The organism is Paenibacillus sp. FSL P4-0113 (genome assembly GCF_038009305.1).
Taxonomy (GTDB): domain Bacteria; phylum Bacillota; class Bacilli; order Paenibacillales; family Paenibacillaceae; genus Paenibacillus; species Paenibacillus polymyxa_D.
This window is the reverse complement of record NZ_JBBPAZ010000001.1, coordinates 5,271,904-5,288,941: the sequence shown is the minus strand read 5'-3', so window position 1 is coordinate 5,288,941 and position 17,038 is coordinate 5,271,904. Positions and strand designations below refer to the sequence as shown.

Below are 17,038 nucleotides of genomic sequence, written 5' to 3'. Positions count from 1 at the left end.
TCAAAACGAAATGCCCCGGATATAATCCGGAGCATTATCGATTGTATATGCTTTTTTATTTCGTGTTAAAGTTTTCGTCGAACTTTTCATTCGGTGTTTGAGCATTGTTTTGAATTTTGTTGCGACTAGAGTTTTGAACTTTTTGTGCTACTGCACCTGTACCGCCTTGATCTGTTGCAAATTCTTCATCATACTTCTCATTTGGTGTCTGGAAGTTGTCTTGAATTTTATTTTGTTCAGACTGCTTTACCTTTTGTGAAACAACACCTACCGTATTGTCTTGTGCAAATTCCGCTTTGAACTGATTTCCTGTGCTTGCATTGAAGCCTTTGTTCGTGAAAGAACTTCCGCCTTGAATTGGCATAATTCTCAACCTCCCAGTATGTTTTGTGGGATAAACTCATCCCGCAACATAGTATGTGATGTTGGAAAAAACAATATTCAAGGATTATATGGAAGCATCCAGTGTCGCGGTCGGAATGGTTTTATGCGTTTCTATCGCCTTTTGGAGCGATTTCACCATCTTTTCCGTACATTTTCCGTTACCTTTTTTTATAATTTGAACATCCACATCTTTCTTGCCCCATTCAGAATACACCTGCCGGGTTGTTTTAAAATACAAATCAATTTTATTGCCCTTAATCGCAGAACCTGTATCTGCTACAATCCCGTATCCATAACCAGGAATGTACAATATGCTTCCCAAAGGAAACGTTTTGGGATCAGCCGCAATCGTAGACAGCGTGTTCTTGTCACGACGCACTTTTACACCGGAATACGTAATACCGTAACCGGGATGACTTGGCCGTTTGCCAGTCGATTCATAGCCTGCTGTATATCCTGTTGCTGTGACCGTCATGGTCGTAATAACCTGCTCTTCACGTGGAGCTAAAACAGGTGTGGACTGCCATTTCTTATGCTGGACCGGTTCTTTGTGACCGTAAACTTCATTGCCGGGCAATACCAGACAGGTTGCGATTAACACGGTTCCCAAAATCCGTTTCCATACCAACATGGATCTCATAAAAAACCTCCCCTTGAGGCAAAGGCTTTCCAGAAATCCATTGGTTTATACGAACAGATTATTATTTTTGAACATCCTGACCTGGATAAAATCTGCTCAGCTTCACTTTATCTTCAAAAATATGCAGGAGTGTCCGCACTATGGGGGTGTGCTCATCGTCTGTATGCAATATAATGGAAGCAGGAGAAATCGAAATAAGGGTGCTCACGATTCGATCCTCGACCTCCATTTCCAGTTCAATGCCTGGCATCTCGACAATGATGTCATCTGCATCGGGAGTCGGTATCGGCACCATGGCACTATCCAGAATCGTAAAATTATGTCCGCCTTGGTGAAGTACGTGTACGAGCGGAACTTTGCTTTCCTGAAAAAAAACAAAATATTTAAGCAACCCCATAAATTCTTCGTATTGCCGATCTGCCCAGAATTCTTCCATGGCATAGTCGACGATTTCTTCAAGCTCTTTTTTATACGCATGGAGCCTAAATTGAATCAGTCCTTCCAAATTGATCACACGAAGCTCCTTGAAATCCTTCTCCAGGAGAGTGGTCAGCTTACCATGACGCTTCAAACGACCTCTCGGGCCATCATCGTTTAACAGTGAACGAATCATACTGCGAATTTGCTCTGTATCCTCTTTCTCCAGCAGCGAACAGGCTTTGGTGAGAATGAGATTAAGCAGCCCCCACTCCTTAACTTCGATAATATAATCCGCTATTGCCGAAGACATGATGCTGTATACACAGGGGAGAAAGCTTTCAAACGCCGAATTGCTTTCTGTGCCCTTGCAGGTCCATGCCACTTTGTTGTCCAGCTGTCTGAAAGTGAATCGAAATCCGCGCCGTGACATATGTAGTCCCTTTGTTCTACTTTTGACCACTTCGTAAAACCGGTCGGGTTCCTGATCTCCGTCTGTATTGGTCCACACTGTAAACAGTTCCATTGGCTCACTCCTTTCGATCACTGCTTTCAGTATATGGCGGCCTCTGAAGGGTTATACGAAGTGAACGACTGGAAACAGAAAGACATAGTCAAAAGAGGATGATCAGGTTTCAAAAAGCCGGTTGGCGTGTTATAAACAATTACTGTGGTATAGGAAAAAAACGAAAGACGTTTGAATATTTAGGGTGGGGTATGTTAAGGTTAAATTAATATGAATTTTTCACAAGAGGGAGGAGATAAGATGTCAACGATGCTGAACATGCTGCGTACATTCATGATCGTCATATTGAGCCTCGTTCAGATTTTGTCCCTTCCTGTGACGTTTCATGCGGAAGACACTACTCAATCCCTTCAGTTTACTGCGGGATCTTCTCTCCTGTCTCATGCTGATGTTTCCTCGTTAGAAACCGATTCTCACGGTCTGGAGCACCATCCCAAACCAGCTATACGCAAATCCTCCCCTTTACTTCATCTGGTGATCGCTGCGGCCAAATCACTTCCCTTTGTCATTTTGATGGCGTTTGTGCTGCTATTGAGCATCCCTAAACTACGTCTGCCTTTTATTCCTGTCATTTGCAAACTAAAGAAGCAATTGTACTTGTTCCCCATCAAATTTACCTCTAGTTATGTGGCTTAACCTCCCTTAAGCATGCACATCACCACATTTGCATGTCTATTTGTTAACCGTTCCCAATAAGTGTAATACGTTAAGTATATTTATCAGGTTTTCTATGTTAATTTATAAAATTTAATACAAAAAGAAAGTTTCCATGTCACTCCCAAAGCATGTGATTTATTTCCCATACCATTCATTTAAATAACGTATCGTACAGGAGGCTTTACAAATGGATATTCGAGAGTCTATTTTGCCAGGAATCGGGATTAAGTATCGAATAGATGCAGAGAGTGGCGACCGAATTGTCATTATTATTCATGATGATGGCAGGCGTGAGTTGTATCACTTTGATTACGAGGATTTGGAACAAAGTATTTCTATAACAACCCTGAATGATCAGGAAGCACGATTGGTAGCCTCCATCATCGGGGGTATGACATATAAGCCGAAACAGCTTGAAAGTGTAGAAATGACGTTTGACGATTTTATTATCGAATGGTATAGAGTGGAATCTCACTATGCAAGTGTTGGCAAATCCATCGGTGAGCTGGATATTAGACAAAATTCGGGAGCCACTGTTATTGCCATTGTGGAGAAAAAGGGAATGAAATATATAAATCCTGGTCCTGAAGTGATTATTAACGATGATGCCACTGTAGTTGTTGTTGGGGAACGCGATCAGCAAAAACGCTTTAAACAAATCCTTATGAACGGAAGCGGGTGATTGGATGGATCATCTGGTATTTGAGGTTGGATTGGCAATTGCTCTCATCGCTGCAGCCGGACTTATTTCCTCCAAACTGCGCTTCTCGGTCATCCCTTTTTATATCCTGATCGGAATGGCAGTTGGACCGCATGCGATGGAGCTATGGCATTTTGATTTTCGCTTTATCGAAAGCGCCCCTTTTATTGATTTTATGGGAAGAATCGGAGTGCTGTTTCTTCTCTTTTACTTGGGTCTGGAGTTTTCAGTAGGTCGGTTAATTAAATCAGGCCGCTCCATTGCCGTGGGTGGCACCATTTATATTGGCATCAATTTCACACTGGGGCTGGCTCTTGGCTTCCTGAGCGGCTTTCCTGTAGCAGAAACGCTGGTTATCGCCGGAATTACAACCATATCATCCAGTGCTATTGCTGCGAAGGTGCTGGTAGATCTCAAGCGGACTGCCAATGCTGAAACTGAAATGATTTTGGGCATTATTATGTTCGAGGATGTTTTCCTCGCCGTATACATCTCCATCCTCTCCGGATTGGTTCTTAGCGATTCATCCTCGCTCGGGGGTGTGCTGCTATCAGCGTTAATCGCGCTTGGCTTTATGCTTGCAGTCATTATTATCGGCCGTAAGGCCGTCCCTCTGTTAAATCGGATTCTTCGTATTCGCTCCAATGAGGTATTCGGACTTGTTGTTTTCGGCTCCCTGTTTCTGGTGGCTGGTTTTTCGGAAACGATTCATGTGGCGGAAGCTATCGGCGCCCTGTTAGTCGGTCTCGTACTGGCCGAAACGGAACATGCCAAACGGATCGAGCATTTAATTGTTCCTTTCCGCGATTTCTTTGGCGCCCTGTTCTTTTTCAGCTTTGGGCTATCCATTGATCCACTGTCCCTAGGAGGAAACGCGATATGGCTTGCGCTGGCAGCAGTCGTTCTCACGTTATTTGGGAACATTTGGGCAGGAATGTTGGCTGGGCGTACGGCCTCCTTATCTCCCAAAGCGTCAGCAAATATCGGCCTGACCATTGTGGCACGGGGTGAATTTTCGATTATCATGGCCAACTTGGGTAAAGAAGGTGGTTTACTTGATATTGTTCAACCTTTTGCAGCCATCTATGTACTCATACTGGCCATTCTTGGACCACTTCTCACAAAGCAGTCAAAACCTATTTTTAATATGTTAAACAAAATATTCAAGTTCAAGGACCCCCGCCTACGAAAAGAAGAAAGTAACTCGGCGTAACTGTAAAGCTGGATACGACAATCCATAGGAGGGAAGGCTATGCCGCACGCTATTAAACATGCCGAAACTCTATGAGGAGGCTTGTGAAGCCCGCTTCAGAAGATGCGAGCAGGTTCCCTGTCTTTTATACGGTGATTGGCGGAATTACGGCATCCGTCGGTCTAGAATTGTTTTTGCATCCGCATGATATGATCGCTGGAGGCGTCACGGGGATCTCCAGACTCATGTCGCTTTATACACAAGAGCATTTTGGGTTATTGCTATTCGTTTTGAACTTACCACTCATGCTGCTGTATTCATTATCCACTCACAAACCCATGCTGCTCCGTGCACTACCCGGCTTGTTCGCCTTTTCAGGCTCAGCCATCATTCTTTCGCCTTTTCCGGCAGTGAGCGGCCATCCGGTCGTATGTGCTTTGGGCGGCGGAATCTGTATCGGTCTTGGCGCAGGGCTGGCAGCTCGTCACGGTGGTCTGCTTGATTCACTAGGACTTAACGAACCAGGCGATGGCCGTCCATCCACATTGTTGCTAACACACCGCAAGATTCCGTTAATACAGATTGTTATGCTATGTAACGGTCTGCTGCTCATTACAGCTGGCTTTGTGCTAGGCTGGGAGCCAGCTCTATATTCAGCCTTATCCTGCCTCGCCGCCTACGAAACGACCCGGCTGATGTTTACCGGTCTGACGCGTATGGTTTGTGTTGTCAGCAAGAAGCAGCCAACTGTCGAGGATGCTATATATCGCAGGTTGCGTATACACAGCACGCCTGTTGAAGGCTCTGCCCAGATAGAGGGCAAGATCAAAAGCGAATCTGAGGATAAAAAAGAACAAATGGTCATCGTTTACAGCGTTCATCTGTTGGATTTGCAGCGCTTTAAGGCAGTCATCCAAATGGCAGACCCGCAAGCTGAGATCATGTATATGAAACGATGGAAAGCATAGCAAAGTAACACATCAAAAAAACGCTTATCTGCACTAATCTATGTATAACGATTAGTACAGATAGGCGTTTTGTAATGAACACTATATTAACGGATATTAATTCTGCATGATAAAATCATGTTCAATACTGCTGGCACTGTCAAAAGTACGAATAATATCATAACGGGTATTACGCTGTGCCGGAATGTGACCCGTCTCGCGGATCAACTGTAAAATGGATTCAATGTTAACCTTATACGTTGCGCCTGCAGCGGAAACTACGTTTTCCTCAATCATGGTGCTACCAAAATCATCGCAACCGTAGTACAACGATTTTTTACCGATTTCAGGTCCCATAGTTACCCATGAGGATTGAATATGCTTGATGTTATCCAATACAAGACGACTGATCGCAACGGTCTTCAGATATTCCTCCGGCGTCTGACGTTCCTTCTTCAGGTTGGTATTGTCTGGCTGGAAGGTCCAAGGAATAAAGGCCAAAAATCCTTCAGAATTATATTTGTTTTCAATGCATTCGTCCTGAGCATCACGAACACGCAACAAATGCAGCGCACGTTCCTCCATCAACTCGCCAAAGCCAATAACCATCGTAGCAGTCGTGTTCATCCCAACCTTATGAGCCGTTTGCATGACATCCATCCAATCACGCCAAGAGCCTTTGAGACGGCTAATTTTGCGGCGTGTGCGGTCATCCAAAATTTCTCCACCTCCGCCCGGAAGCGAATCCAATCCAGCTTCATGAATGGCGCGGATTGTTTCTTCCATAGAAAGACCAGATTTCTCCTTCATTTTGTGAATTTCAGCTGGCGAGAAGGAGTGCATCGTAATATCGGGAAAACGCTCCTTGATACCTTTCAGCAAATCGGTATAATAACTGAACGGCAGATTCGGGTTCACACCGCCTTGCATTAGAATTTCGGTGCCACCTACTTCCTGCGTTTCCTTGATCTTCTGAAAGATCACCTCATCCGGCAAAACATAACCTTCATCAGAACCTGGTCTACGATAAAAAGCGCAGAAGCGACAGTATACGTCACACACGTTTGTATAGTTAATATTTCGTCCGATAACGAAGGTTTTAACGGGATCGGGATGCATGCGATTCATGACTTTATTCGCCGCATGACCGATTTTTTCTACCTCGTCTGATTCGAACAAAGCAACGGTATCCTCTAAATTCAGGCGTTCGCCGCGTAGGGCTTTATCTAAAATATGGTCGATTACACTCATGGTGTATCCTCCTTCGCTGTCACAGGGCGACGAAATGAACGACAGGACTTATGAACGAGAATGCTTTCACAAACCTGCGTTCGAACCCTGCCGTAATGTATGTTCATGACTAGCCTTGTATGTTGTCTGTGCTATTTAGCATAGTAAAACCTAATGATAATACTAACATATCTTTAGGTAAGGAACCATACTTATTCCCGCTTCTTTCTGCTTTTCACCTAGGAAAACAGGCTACTGCCAAGCTTATCTCAACGTTGCATATAGCCAAAAAATAAGAAAACAGAACTGAAAAGTGTCTTTTTTCACACTGTCGTTCATGTTATTTTATAGAAAACAGCAAGCCTCCTGAAATACTGGAAACTTGCTGTTTAGTACTGTACATATTTGCTCTCAGCGTGAAAACGACAAAGATGCTGCGGATGTGCTAACGCTCTAGCGCAGCGCCTCATCCAGATCACTGATCAGGTCGTCAATATCCTCCAAACCTACGGAGAAACGGAGTAGTCCGTTCGTAATCCCGCGCTCCAATCGTACACTATGGGGCATAGCCGCATGTGACATCATCGCCGGATACGACAAGATGCTTTCCACAGCTCCCAGACTCACCGCTACAATTGGAATACGTACGCGACTGAGGACTTCTTTTGCACGCTCACCAGAACCCACATCAAAAGATATCACTGCACCATAACCGCTGGATTGGCGCTCATGAACTTCACGCCCTGGATGATTCTCCAGACCCGGGTAGTATACCGCCTCAATGTCGTTGCGCTCGTTCAGCCAGTTAGCGAGCTTCGCTGCGCTCTTTTCGCTGTGAGCCATACGAGCCTCCAGTGTCTTCATACCGCGCATGAGCAACCATGACTCCTGCGGAGCCAACACGGTACCCAGTCCATTTTGGAGCTGCTTGATTTGTCTTCCCAACGATTCGGTACGTGCTACCGCAAGTCCTGCCAGCACATCGCTGTGTCCGCCCAGAAACTTGGTCGCACTGTGCAATACAATATCAACTCCCTGCTCAATCGGACGTTGATAATAAGGTGTCATAAAAGTATTATCCAATAACGTTAAAAGCCCGTTGTCCTGTGCCCAAGAAGTTATTCCTGCCACATCGGTAATTTTGAGTGTCGGATTGGACGGAGTTTCCATATATACAGCCCTTGTATTCTCCTGCAACGCCTCTTTCACAAGGTTGAGGTCCGTCATGTCGACGAAGGTCGTTTCGATATTCATCCGTTTCAAAATGGAGGTCAGCAGTCGATATGTTCCTCCATATACGTCCTCGGAAACAATGACATGATCTCCAGCAGACAAGAGCATAAATGTAGTAGAGATGGCCGCCATACCTGATGCAAAGGCAAAACCGCACGCCCCGCCTTCTAATAAAGCGATATAATCCTCCAAAGCTTGTCGTGTCGGATTACCTGAACGGCTATAGTCATGCTGTGGAGGATTAAAAATATCGTGATGGTGGAAGGTAGAAGCTTGATAGATCGGGACGCTCGATGCCCCCGTAACGCTGTCAATTTCAGAGCCAAAATGCAGCAGCTTGGTAGCGAACTTCCGCTCTTTGTTCAGATCCTGCCCGATCCTCCTCGCATCCTCTATCATTGCAGCTCTCCTCCTTCTACTTCTTGACGTGCCGCTTCCAACGCCGAACGTAAATCTTCAATTAGGTCGTCTGTATGCTCAATGCCTACGGAGAAACGCAACAGCCTGTCATCTACCCCGACTGCATCCCGAATTTCTGCTGGTATGTCCGCATGTGTCTGCACAGCGGGATAGGTCATTAACGATTCCACACCGCCGAGACTTTCCGCAAACGCAATGAGCTTAATGTGACGAAGCAAAGGTTCCACATAACGAGCATCCTTTACTTTAAAGGAAAAGATACCCGTATTTCCGCTGGATTGTTTATTTTGAATCTCACGACCTGGATGGCCTTCTAGAGCTGGATAAAATACTTCCGCCACAGCCGGATGCGTCAGTAAATAGTTAGACAGCACTGTTGCATTATGCTCGTGCCGGTCCATACGCAGCGCTAACGTCTTCATGCCCTTCATTAACTGGTAGCAATCGCTTGGGGAAAGCACTGCCCCTATGGAATTGTGCAGGAATGCAATTTCAGCTGATAGCTCTTTGCCTTTGGTTACGATCAACCCTGCCAGCACATCGTTGTGTCCGCCCAAATATTTGGTTGCGCTATGTACCACAATATCCGCGCCCAGTTCCAATGGCCGCTGGAAATATGGCGTTAGCAGCGTATTATCTACAATGGTAAGCAACTGATGTTGTGATGCCCATTTAGCCACCGCTCGAATATCAGTAATCATCATTAACGGATTTGTAGGCGTTTCTATGAATACAGCTTTGGTATTCGGTCGACATGACTGTTCGAGCGCTTCAAGATCGTTCGTATCCACATAACTGGCTGTCACACCAAATTTAGACAAAATACGCTCCAGCAAACGATACGTCCCGCCATACAGATCCAGCGATACTATGAGATGATCTCCCTGTCCAAACAATGCAAATACCGTTTGCAGCGCCGCCATACCTGAGCTGCATGCAAAGCCTGCATCACCCGATTCAAGTGCAGCAGAAGCCTCTTCCAGTACCTTTCGCGTGGGATTGATCGTCCGAATGTAATCAAATCCTGTGCTTTGACCCAGACGGGGATGGCGGAACGCCGTAGATTGGTAAATCGGGTAATTAACAGCCCCGGTTACTGGCTCTTCTACTGAACCGATTTGTGCCAATCTACTTTCGATTTTCCACTTTTTCTCACTCATATGAATCCTCCTGTTAACTTCCATAGTGGGTGCTATAACCAATCCTGCAAAAATGGATGTCAAAGACTATACTGCTGCGCTACTGCAAGGTGATACTCTACAAAGGTAAACTACATGCTCCTTTTTTAAATCTGGGGCCCGATATCATAAGGTGTTTCTTGGTATACATAATAGTTCAGCCAATTCGAGAATAATAAATTGGCGTGCGCCCGCCAAATTGAGGGGGGGGTGCGCTCAGGATCATCATTAGGAAAATAATTTTTGGGGACTTCAATATCCATTCCTTTGGCTACATCGCGGTCGTATTCCCATTTCAGTGAAAGCGGGTCATATTCAGAATGCCCAGTTACAAAAATTTGTTTACCGTCAAGCGTGGCTACGAGGTACACTCCAGCTTCTTCGGATTCGGATAAAACTTCTAATTCGGCGATATGATCAATATCTTCCCGACGAACCTCCGTATGCCTGGAATGAGGAGCATAAAACAGTTCATCAAAGCCGCGTAACAATTTTACTTTAGGTTTAATCACGGTGTGTGGAAATACACCGAAGCATTTGTAGTCGAGCCCATATTTAGGGACATCGAAATGATGGTATAAGCCTGCCTGTGAGGCCCAACAGATATGCATGGTCGAAGTTACATTCGTTTTCGTCCATTCAAAGATTTGCCGGATTTCCTCCCAGTAGTTCACATCCTCAAACTCAAGCTGTTCAACCGGGGCTCCTGTAATGACCATGCCGTCAAAACGACTGTTCTTGATCTCGTCAAACGTTTTATAGAACATGTTCAAATATTCTTGCGATGTATTTTTGGATACATGAGACTTCATATGCACCAGCGTGACATCCACTTGCAACGGCGTATTGCCGACCAGGCGCAACAGTTGGGTTTCCGTCGTTTCCTTTGTAGGCATTAAATTCAAAATGGCGATACGCAACGGACGAATATCCTGATGATAAGCCAAGCTTTCATCCATTACGAAAATATTTTCGCCCTCCAGCACTTCCTTAGCAGGTAATGTGTCTGGGATTTTAATCGGCATGTAAACTCACTCCTTGTTCGGTAAGTTTTGCGAAAATCGTCTTGTTGAGATGCCGGGCATATAATAAAAAGACCTTTCTCTGGTTAGAGAAAGGTCATATTTGTATCCATATGCGCCTCTCTCATCTGTCAGGGCAACGCGCTTTGTACAAAGCGCGCGTCCTGCAAGAATTAGCACCGTGCGATTAAAATCGCCGGTTGCCGGGTATCATCGGGCTAGTCCCTCCACCTGCTCTTGATAAGATTTCGCTATATTCATTTTGGGTTCACAAAGTTCTTGTTGTTCACTTTAATGCATCGGCTGGGCTTCGTCAAGATGGGACTTGCAAATTTGTAACCTGCATTCACATTTTGTCTACCTTTTCCATAGGTTAAATCATATCCCTCCTATCGCTGAAGCTCTTGCCACTACTGTTGATTTTGCCCATGATTTTGCGCTTGAAAGGCCGTAGGCCGAGCGTTATACTATACAAGTGCTATTAGGCAAAAATATGGAGCAGTAGTGCAGACTTGAGTGTTTCCTGCGATACTGTGGCAATCTAAAAAAAGAACATTTGAGAGGTGAATCCGGAATGGAAGGCGACCCGAGTCCGAATAGGCGGCGATCCCTGAACAACAGCATAGGAATGACTTCAGCTTGCCGAAAGACGGGACGCCAGGCTCTGCATGCTCCAAAAGCCTCCGGCTTTTGATGAGAGTGCACGCTTACCCGCACCGGCTAACTGGCTAACTGAGTCCATTCCTTATGCTTAAGGTAAACGTATTTCCGTTACGGCGGAGCATAAGGAGTGACGTATATGAAAATCCGTTTGGTCAACAACGGGGTTTTTACCCCTGTCGAAGAAATTGAAATGGCGCTTACTGCACCGGCAGAAGGTTTTTATTGGATTGATGCCGATGTCGATGATTTGGCAGTGCTCCAGCCTTTATTTTCCATGCATGATCTTGCAGTAGAAGACTGTTTGAGTGAAGAAGAACAGCGTCCGAAGATTGAAATTTATGAAAGCCATTATTTTATCGTTGTAAATAGCATTCGTTTTGATGATGAAGAAATATTTTTGCGAGCTTTGAACATTTTTCTCGGCCGCCATTTTATCATTACGGTGACCAAGCAGAAAATCAATGAGCTTCGTACCCTCAAGCCTATGCTGTGGGAGCAAGAAGTCAGCCAGCCTGACCGTTTTATGTATCTGTTGGTCGACTTAATTGTTGACAACTATTTTCTGGTTGGTGACCGGATTGAGGTCCGCATTGAAAAGCTGGAAGAAGATATTCTAATGCATACGAAAAAGTCGCATTTGAACGAAATCATCGGCTTACGCAGTGAGATTCTGTGGCTGAAAAAAGTGTTGGGCCCGCAAAAAGAAGTCATCAATACCCTGAACAAGCGGGATTTGCGGCTCATCGACGATCAATTGCAAAAATATTTTAGCGACATTTATGAAAATGCTGTGAAAATTTCGGAGACTTTCGAAACTTACCGCGACTTGATGGGTAACCTTCGAGAAGCTTATCAATCCAGTATCGCCAACCGTGCCAATGAAATTATGCGTGTGTTTACAGCAATTACGACCGTATTTATGCCATTGACGGTCATTACCGGAATATATGGGATGAACTTCGATAATATGCCTGAGCTTCATACACGTTATGGCTATTTTGTCGTCATTGGTATTATGGTGGCATTAGGCGTCAGTATGTTCTGTATTTTCCGTAAGAAAGACTGGGTTTAAAAATAAAAGGGGAAAAAGTATCAAATTGGATACTTTTTTCTATTTTCAAGCTTGGTCATAAAAAGCAGCAGCCGTGTCCTGTGAGGAACTGGCTGCTGCTTTTTAGTATGTTGGACCCTGAATATACTTTAATACCCAGCTTTATCCAACTAGTTCTATATTATCCAACATGTCGGCCGGGTACCTGCTGATGACGAAACCGTATACGGATCAGACGCAGACGCTCATAAATCTGATCCAGTCCTGTTTCGGTTGCCTTTTCTTCCCCATACACTTTCAGCATGACGGGCTTGAGCAACGTATCCCCCAACTCTTCATAAGCAGACCAGATAGCTGCCTGCTCCGCCTCAGATACATTCACCAATTCCTTGTGGATCAGCTTGTCCATATCAATACCGTCTCTATCCAAATGCTCCACAGCTTCAATCATCTCTCTACGATGCAAACCTGTCTTCATTCCGATATGCTCCAGTGAAAGACCGTCCGAAATGCCTTCAATAATCGTTCTAGTTAAGCTGAATTTGTTCAGCTCCTGCCTGTACTGGTTCTCTTTTTGCTTGTATAACCATGACAAAAAAACTTCTTCTTCCAGCGTCTCTGTTACCCAGTTCAACGGAAATGGCGTGGTGCGGTCATTTTGTGTCGTAATAGCCAATAGCTCCGTCCCATATTGCGACACCTTACCCTGACCCATACCAGGCAGCTCCAACAGTTCTTCTTCGGTATGGGGAAGATAAACGCTAATGAGTCGAAGCAATCGATTCGTAGCGATAAAATAAGGTGCTTTTCGTTCCGTTGCTGCTTTTTGCCGTCTCCACATCGTCAATTGCTCATACACTTCATCACGTGGAAACAAATCACTGTAGCAATACAGCTTTTGCAGCGTTTGTCCTCGTCCTGATGATCCTTCTTGCTCATGAAATACACCATGGATTAGGGGCCTGTAGCCCTCAGCCATTTTGAGCGCCAGCTCATGACGGTATACATGTAGTAATTCCTGCCACAAGCTGCCCTCATACCAAAGGTCGTCTATACTTTCATCCGGGACATGGTGTGTGCTCCAGCCTGCACTCCATTCCCCTTCATGCTGCCCAATCCATACCTGAGCAAAGTCCTCATAGCCCTGTTCATTCCGTTTGGACAAGCGATTTAAAAATACTATCTCCATGATTTCTTCCTCCCTCATATCGTTGAAAGACAGTCCCGCACAACACAAAAACGCAAAAAAAAGCACCTATCCTGCGTATTCGCAAGAAAGGTGCTTCCCTTTTTGAGCCGTACTATACTGTTGCCTATATAATAACCGTACCTTGGAGTGCCGTCAACCCTAAATTCTAATGATTCAGTTTTTCCTTTGCCAATGCCAGAGCACCGCACAATCCAGCATTATCACCCAATCCTGGAGATACGATATATTGCTCAATACCTGTTGTCAGACTCGAATGCTGCACGTATCCGTTCAAAAGTTTTTGTAGTTTGGTACGAATGAGCGGGAACAATTGGTCTTGCTTCATTACTCCCCCGCCCATAATAATTTTTTGCGGGGACAGGATTAATACATAGCTCATTAAAGCCTGTGCCAGATAGTACGCTTCCATTTCCCAGGCCGGGTGATCGACAGAAAGCTCATGTCCTTTAACCTTCCATCTTTTTTCGAGCGCAGGACCTGCTGCCAGACCCTCCAAACAATCTCCGTGATAAGGACATGTCCCCTCGTAAGTATCTTCTGGGTGACGACGTACCAGAATATGCCCCATTTCCGGGTGAGATAATCCATGTATCAGCTTTCCACCAACCAAAGCACCTGCCCCGATGCCTGTGCCTATCGTGATATACAGACAGTTGTCCAATCCTTTGGCGGCACCCCAAATAGACTCACCAAGTGCTGCTCCATTCACATCCGTATCAAACCCCATAGGCACATCAAAATGCTCTTTCAGTTTACCAATCAGATTGTAATTTCCCCAATGTGGCTTTGGCGTTGTTGTAATATAACCATATGTATCACTACCTTCGATAGGATCAATCGGCCCGAACGATCCTACGCCCAATGCTTCAATGCCCTTGCCTTCAAAAAATGCGATGACATTCTCCATTGTTTCTGCTGGTGTGGTTGTTGGAAAGCTCGCTCGTTCCAGTACCTCTCCACGTTCGTTGCCAATTCCACATACAAATTTGGTACCGCCTGCCTCAATTGCTCCCAATACTGTCATAGTTGCTGTTGTCCCCTTTCGATAATCCGGTTCTCTCTCCACTATATTCACCTGAAATGTACCTGAGGTCAATCCCCTAATCGCAATTGTATATAATCCTTCACAAGACGATATAACTCCGTTAACATAACGGTATACAAATAAGGACACTGACGCATCCAGCCTCAGCATCCCTATATAACTTACTTTACTTAAATTGTCGTACCAAGCCTAATAGCTTCATTATGATCCGGTTGCGACACCCATCAATGTACACAAGCTTTTCATTTCAAGCTGCTCAAACTTGTCTACAATTTGCACGTGATCCAACGTCAGCAGACAACTATCCAAAGCACATGCTACAGGTACACCACAGTGAATTTCAGCGAGTTTGCGTGAAAGATGCAGCATATCCAAATCACTCTCAATTTTTTTGCGGACCGATGGTGTTAATTGATCCAGATTCTCCAGAATGCCCTCAATAGAGTCGTATTCCTGCACCAGCTTGAGTGCCGTTTTCTCACCAATACCTCGTACTCCTGGATAATTATCGCTTGCATCCCCCATCAGGCCTTTAAGGTCCACCACTTGGCGTGGCTTAAGTCCTTTTTCAGTCAGCAGGGTCTCCGGGGTGTATACCATATAATTGCCGTGGCCTTTTTTCATAATAATGACCCGTGTCCGATCATCCACTAATTGAAGTAAATCATGATCTCCCGAGAGAATCATTACATCCATGTCCTCATTTTGCGAATAATGGCGTGCAAGCGTACCGATACAATCATCGGCTTCAAAGCCTTCCGCTCCAATGTTGGGAATGCCGAGGCTGTCCGTCACTTCACGAATCAATGTAAATTGGGGAATCAAATCATCGGGTGCGTCGGCTCGGTTTCCTTTATACGCAGCAAAATGTTCCCCACGGAATGTCGTTCCGCCCATATCCCAGCAACAAATAACATGTGTAGGATTAAACGTTTGGACTGCATCCCAAAAATATCGAATAAAACCATATATGGCGTTCGTTGGCACCCCAGCTTTTGTACGACGGATATAACCGTTTGCGGCGGTTGCATAATAAGCGCGAAATAGCAGGGCCATGCCGTCAACCAGCATTACGGATTGTTCATTGCGTTGTGTCACAGATTGTATTGCTCCCATTCATCATAATATTTAACCCCCACAGTATAACATATCGTGGGGGTAAATTGGGCGTTATTGAGCTCCCCATGTGCCCTCAAATGTTTCCTCTTTGAACCCTACCGTTACTTTGTTACCGTCGGTTACAATCGGGCGTTTGATTAATCTTCCATTTGAGGATAAAAGCGAAATTTGCTCTTCACGGCTCATGTCTCCCAGCTTATCTTTCAGCTTTAACTCTTTGTACACCTCACCGCTAGTATTGAAAAACTTTTTCAGCTCCAGCCCGCTTTTGCGAATCAATTCTTCCAATTCCTCCGGGCCGGGCGGCTGTTCAAAAATAGGAATCAGTTCCGTCTCATGCCCCTTGTTTTGCAGCCATTTCACTGCATTACGGCAGGTACTGCATTTAGAATACTGATATACTTTCAGTTGGCTCATCGCTAGTTTAACCTCCATTTGGTTTTCTCTTAAAAGCTCCTGCATTTCAGCCATATCGTCAGGTAGAGGAGCATAGAACGTCAGCCGCTCCCCGGTTACAGGATGCTCCAAGGACAGCTCTGAAGCATGTAAGGCTTGTCGAGGCATCTTGACATCAAGCTGATCATATCGCTCACGTTGCGCAGCATCATCAGGTGTAATCCGGTACATTTTATCTCCGATCAACGGGCAGCCGATATAAGTCATATGCACTCGAATTTGGTGCGTACGCCCGGATTCCAACTTTAGTCCGATACGGCTTCCCCCGTTCCACACTTCCTCCAGCTTATACAGCGTAAGGGCAGGATAACCATCCGGAGTCACCATACGCAAATGCGGATCATCCGGGTTGCGGTCAATCGGTCCGTCTACCTTACCTTCCTGCAGCTCAGGGCGCCCATGCACCAGAGCCGTATAGCGCTTATCCACCGTTCCCGCAATCATCTGTTCAGAAATATGCTGGTGTACATATGGATTTTTGGCTACGACCAGCACCCCCGTCGTCTCCTGATCAAGACGATGAACAGGACGAAACCGGAACAGCTCCCCCTTGGTCTGCCAATAATGCACAACCCCGTTAGCCAGTGTTCCTGTGTAATGACCATGAGTCGGATGGACAATCATGCCCGCCGCCTTATTCACCACTAACAGATGTTCATCCTCAAACAATATCTCAAAAGGAATGGGTTCAGGTAAAATATCATCAGAACGCTCGCGCTCCATGCGAATTTCTACTCGATCCCCGGATTTCACCTTTACGCTGATGTACACACGCGTCCCGTTCAGCATAATACCTTGCTCGGTCAGCTTGAGTTTGGATATTAACTTTCGAGAAATGTTCATACGTTTTTGTAAAATAGTCTTCAACAGCATGCCCTCCTCCTCCGGAGGGATCGTATATACGATAGGTTCATAGTACAAGCTCATCACAAATTCCCGGTTGCCTCC

16 protein-coding genes, 1 pseudogene and 1 riboswitch are annotated in these 17,038 nt (G+C 45.3%); of the genes and pseudogenes, 5 read left to right on the top strand and 12 right to left on the bottom strand.

Annotated elements, in window-relative coordinates:
• Positions 1 to 55 precede the first annotated feature (55 nt).
• The 3 genes from MKX46_RS23170 to MKX46_RS23160 form a co-directional block, all read right to left on the bottom strand.
• On the bottom strand, positions 56 to 364 hold the full coding sequence (locus MKX46_RS23170) for a hypothetical protein (protein ID WP_340931750.1): 309 nt from the start codon (positions 362 to 364) through the stop codon (positions 56 to 58).
• Between the two features lie 84 nt (positions 365 to 448).
• Complete coding sequence (locus MKX46_RS23165) at positions 449 to 1,024, bottom strand: 3D domain-containing protein (RefSeq protein ID WP_013309429.1); 576 nt, start codon at positions 1,022 to 1,024, stop codon at positions 449 to 451.
• A 61-nt stretch (positions 1,025 to 1,085) separates the two neighbouring features.
• A complete protein-coding gene (locus tag MKX46_RS23160) occupies positions 1,086 to 1,967 on the bottom strand; it encodes a putative sporulation protein YtxC (protein WP_029516506.1) in 882 nt (293 codons plus the stop codon).
• Positions 1,968 to 2,207: 240 nt separating this feature from the next.
• On the opposite strand from MKX46_RS23160, the gene MKX46_RS23155 reads away from it, so the two are divergent.
• From MKX46_RS23155 to MKX46_RS23140, 4 genes are all read left to right on the top strand, one after another.
• Entirely contained in the window at positions 2,208 to 2,603 is a 396-nt protein-coding gene (locus MKX46_RS23155) for a hypothetical protein (protein ID WP_029516505.1), read from the top strand.
• 208 nt (positions 2,604 to 2,811) lie between these two features.
• On the top strand, positions 2,812 to 3,306 hold the full coding sequence (locus MKX46_RS23150) for a cation:proton antiporter regulatory subunit (RefSeq protein WP_341071833.1): 495 nt from the start codon (positions 2,812 to 2,814) through the stop codon (positions 3,304 to 3,306).
• Positions 3,307 to 3,310: 4 nt separating this feature from the next.
• A complete protein-coding gene (locus MKX46_RS23145) occupies positions 3,311 to 4,537 on the top strand; it encodes a cation:proton antiporter (protein WP_023987794.1) in 1,227 nt (408 codons plus the stop codon).
• 83 nt (positions 4,538 to 4,620) lie between these two features.
• Positions 4,621 to 5,484 (top strand): YitT family protein, encoded by an 864-nt coding sequence (locus MKX46_RS23140; protein WP_029516503.1) that lies wholly within the window; start codon positions 4,621 to 4,623, stop codon positions 5,482 to 5,484.
• 96 nt (positions 5,485 to 5,580) lie between these two features.
• Here MKX46_RS23140 and mqnC read toward each other — a convergent pair whose 3' ends face one another.
• From mqnC to metA, 4 genes are all read right to left on the bottom strand, one after another.
• Entirely contained in the window at positions 5,581 to 6,714 is a 1,134-nt protein-coding gene (gene mqnC, locus MKX46_RS23135) for a cyclic dehypoxanthinyl futalosine synthase (RefSeq protein ID WP_029516502.1), read from the bottom strand.
• Positions 6,715 to 7,146: 432 nt separating this feature from the next.
• Positions 7,147 to 8,325, bottom strand: coding sequence for an aminotransferase class I/II-fold pyridoxal phosphate-dependent enzyme (locus tag MKX46_RS23130; protein WP_029516501.1), 1,179 nt, complete (start codon positions 8,323 to 8,325; stop codon positions 7,147 to 7,149).
• Positions 8,322 to 9,506: a PLP-dependent transferase gene (locus tag MKX46_RS23125; RefSeq protein WP_341071832.1), complete on the bottom strand. Its 1,185-nt coding sequence runs from the start codon at positions 9,504 to 9,506 to the stop codon at positions 8,322 to 8,324. The genes MKX46_RS23130 and MKX46_RS23125 overlap by 4 nt, the downstream gene beginning before the upstream one ends.
• A gap of 125 nt (positions 9,507 to 9,631) precedes the next feature.
• Positions 9,632 to 10,549: a homoserine O-acetyltransferase MetA gene (gene metA / locus MKX46_RS23120; RefSeq protein ID WP_039269776.1), complete on the bottom strand. Its 918-nt coding sequence runs from the start codon at positions 10,547 to 10,549 to the stop codon at positions 9,632 to 9,634.
• A 118-nt stretch (positions 10,550 to 10,667) separates the two neighbouring features.
• Positions 10,668 to 10,793, bottom strand: a riboswitch (SAM riboswitch).
• 552 nt (positions 10,794 to 11,345) lie between these two features.
• Here metA and corA point away from each other — a divergent pair.
• Positions 11,346 to 12,281: a magnesium/cobalt transporter CorA gene (gene corA / locus MKX46_RS23115; RefSeq protein ID WP_023987788.1), complete on the top strand. Its 936-nt coding sequence runs from the start codon at positions 11,346 to 11,348 to the stop codon at positions 12,279 to 12,281.
• 160 nt (positions 12,282 to 12,441) lie between these two features.
• Here the strand turns inward: corA and MKX46_RS23110 are convergent, their stop codons facing one another.
• From MKX46_RS23110 to MKX46_RS23090, 5 genes and pseudogenes are all read right to left on the bottom strand, one after another.
• Positions 12,442 to 13,449 carry an HRDC domain-containing protein gene (locus MKX46_RS23110; protein WP_069012831.1) on the bottom strand — a complete coding sequence of 336 codons (1,008 nt, stop codon included), beginning with the start codon at positions 13,447 to 13,449 and terminating at the stop codon, positions 12,442 to 12,444.
• Positions 13,450 to 13,615: 166 nt separating this feature from the next.
• A complete protein-coding gene (locus MKX46_RS23105; RefSeq protein WP_069012832.1) occupies positions 13,616 to 14,494 on the bottom strand; it encodes an ROK family protein in 879 nt (292 codons plus the stop codon).
• 222 nt (positions 14,495 to 14,716) lie between these two features.
• Complete coding sequence (locus MKX46_RS23100) at positions 14,717 to 15,613, bottom strand: 5'-3' exonuclease (RefSeq protein WP_080710677.1); 897 nt, start codon at positions 15,611 to 15,613, stop codon at positions 14,717 to 14,719.
• A gap of 72 nt (positions 15,614 to 15,685) precedes the next feature.
• Positions 15,686 to 16,051 (bottom strand): arsenate reductase family protein, encoded by a 366-nt coding sequence (locus MKX46_RS23095; protein ID WP_141695545.1) that lies wholly within the window; start codon positions 16,049 to 16,051, stop codon positions 15,686 to 15,688.
• Between the two features lie 12 nt (positions 16,052 to 16,063).
• Positions 16,064 to 17,017, bottom strand: a pseudogene (locus MKX46_RS23090) (RluA family pseudouridine synthase); the annotation flags it as partial.
• Between the last annotated feature and the right edge of the window lie 21 nt (positions 17,018 to 17,038).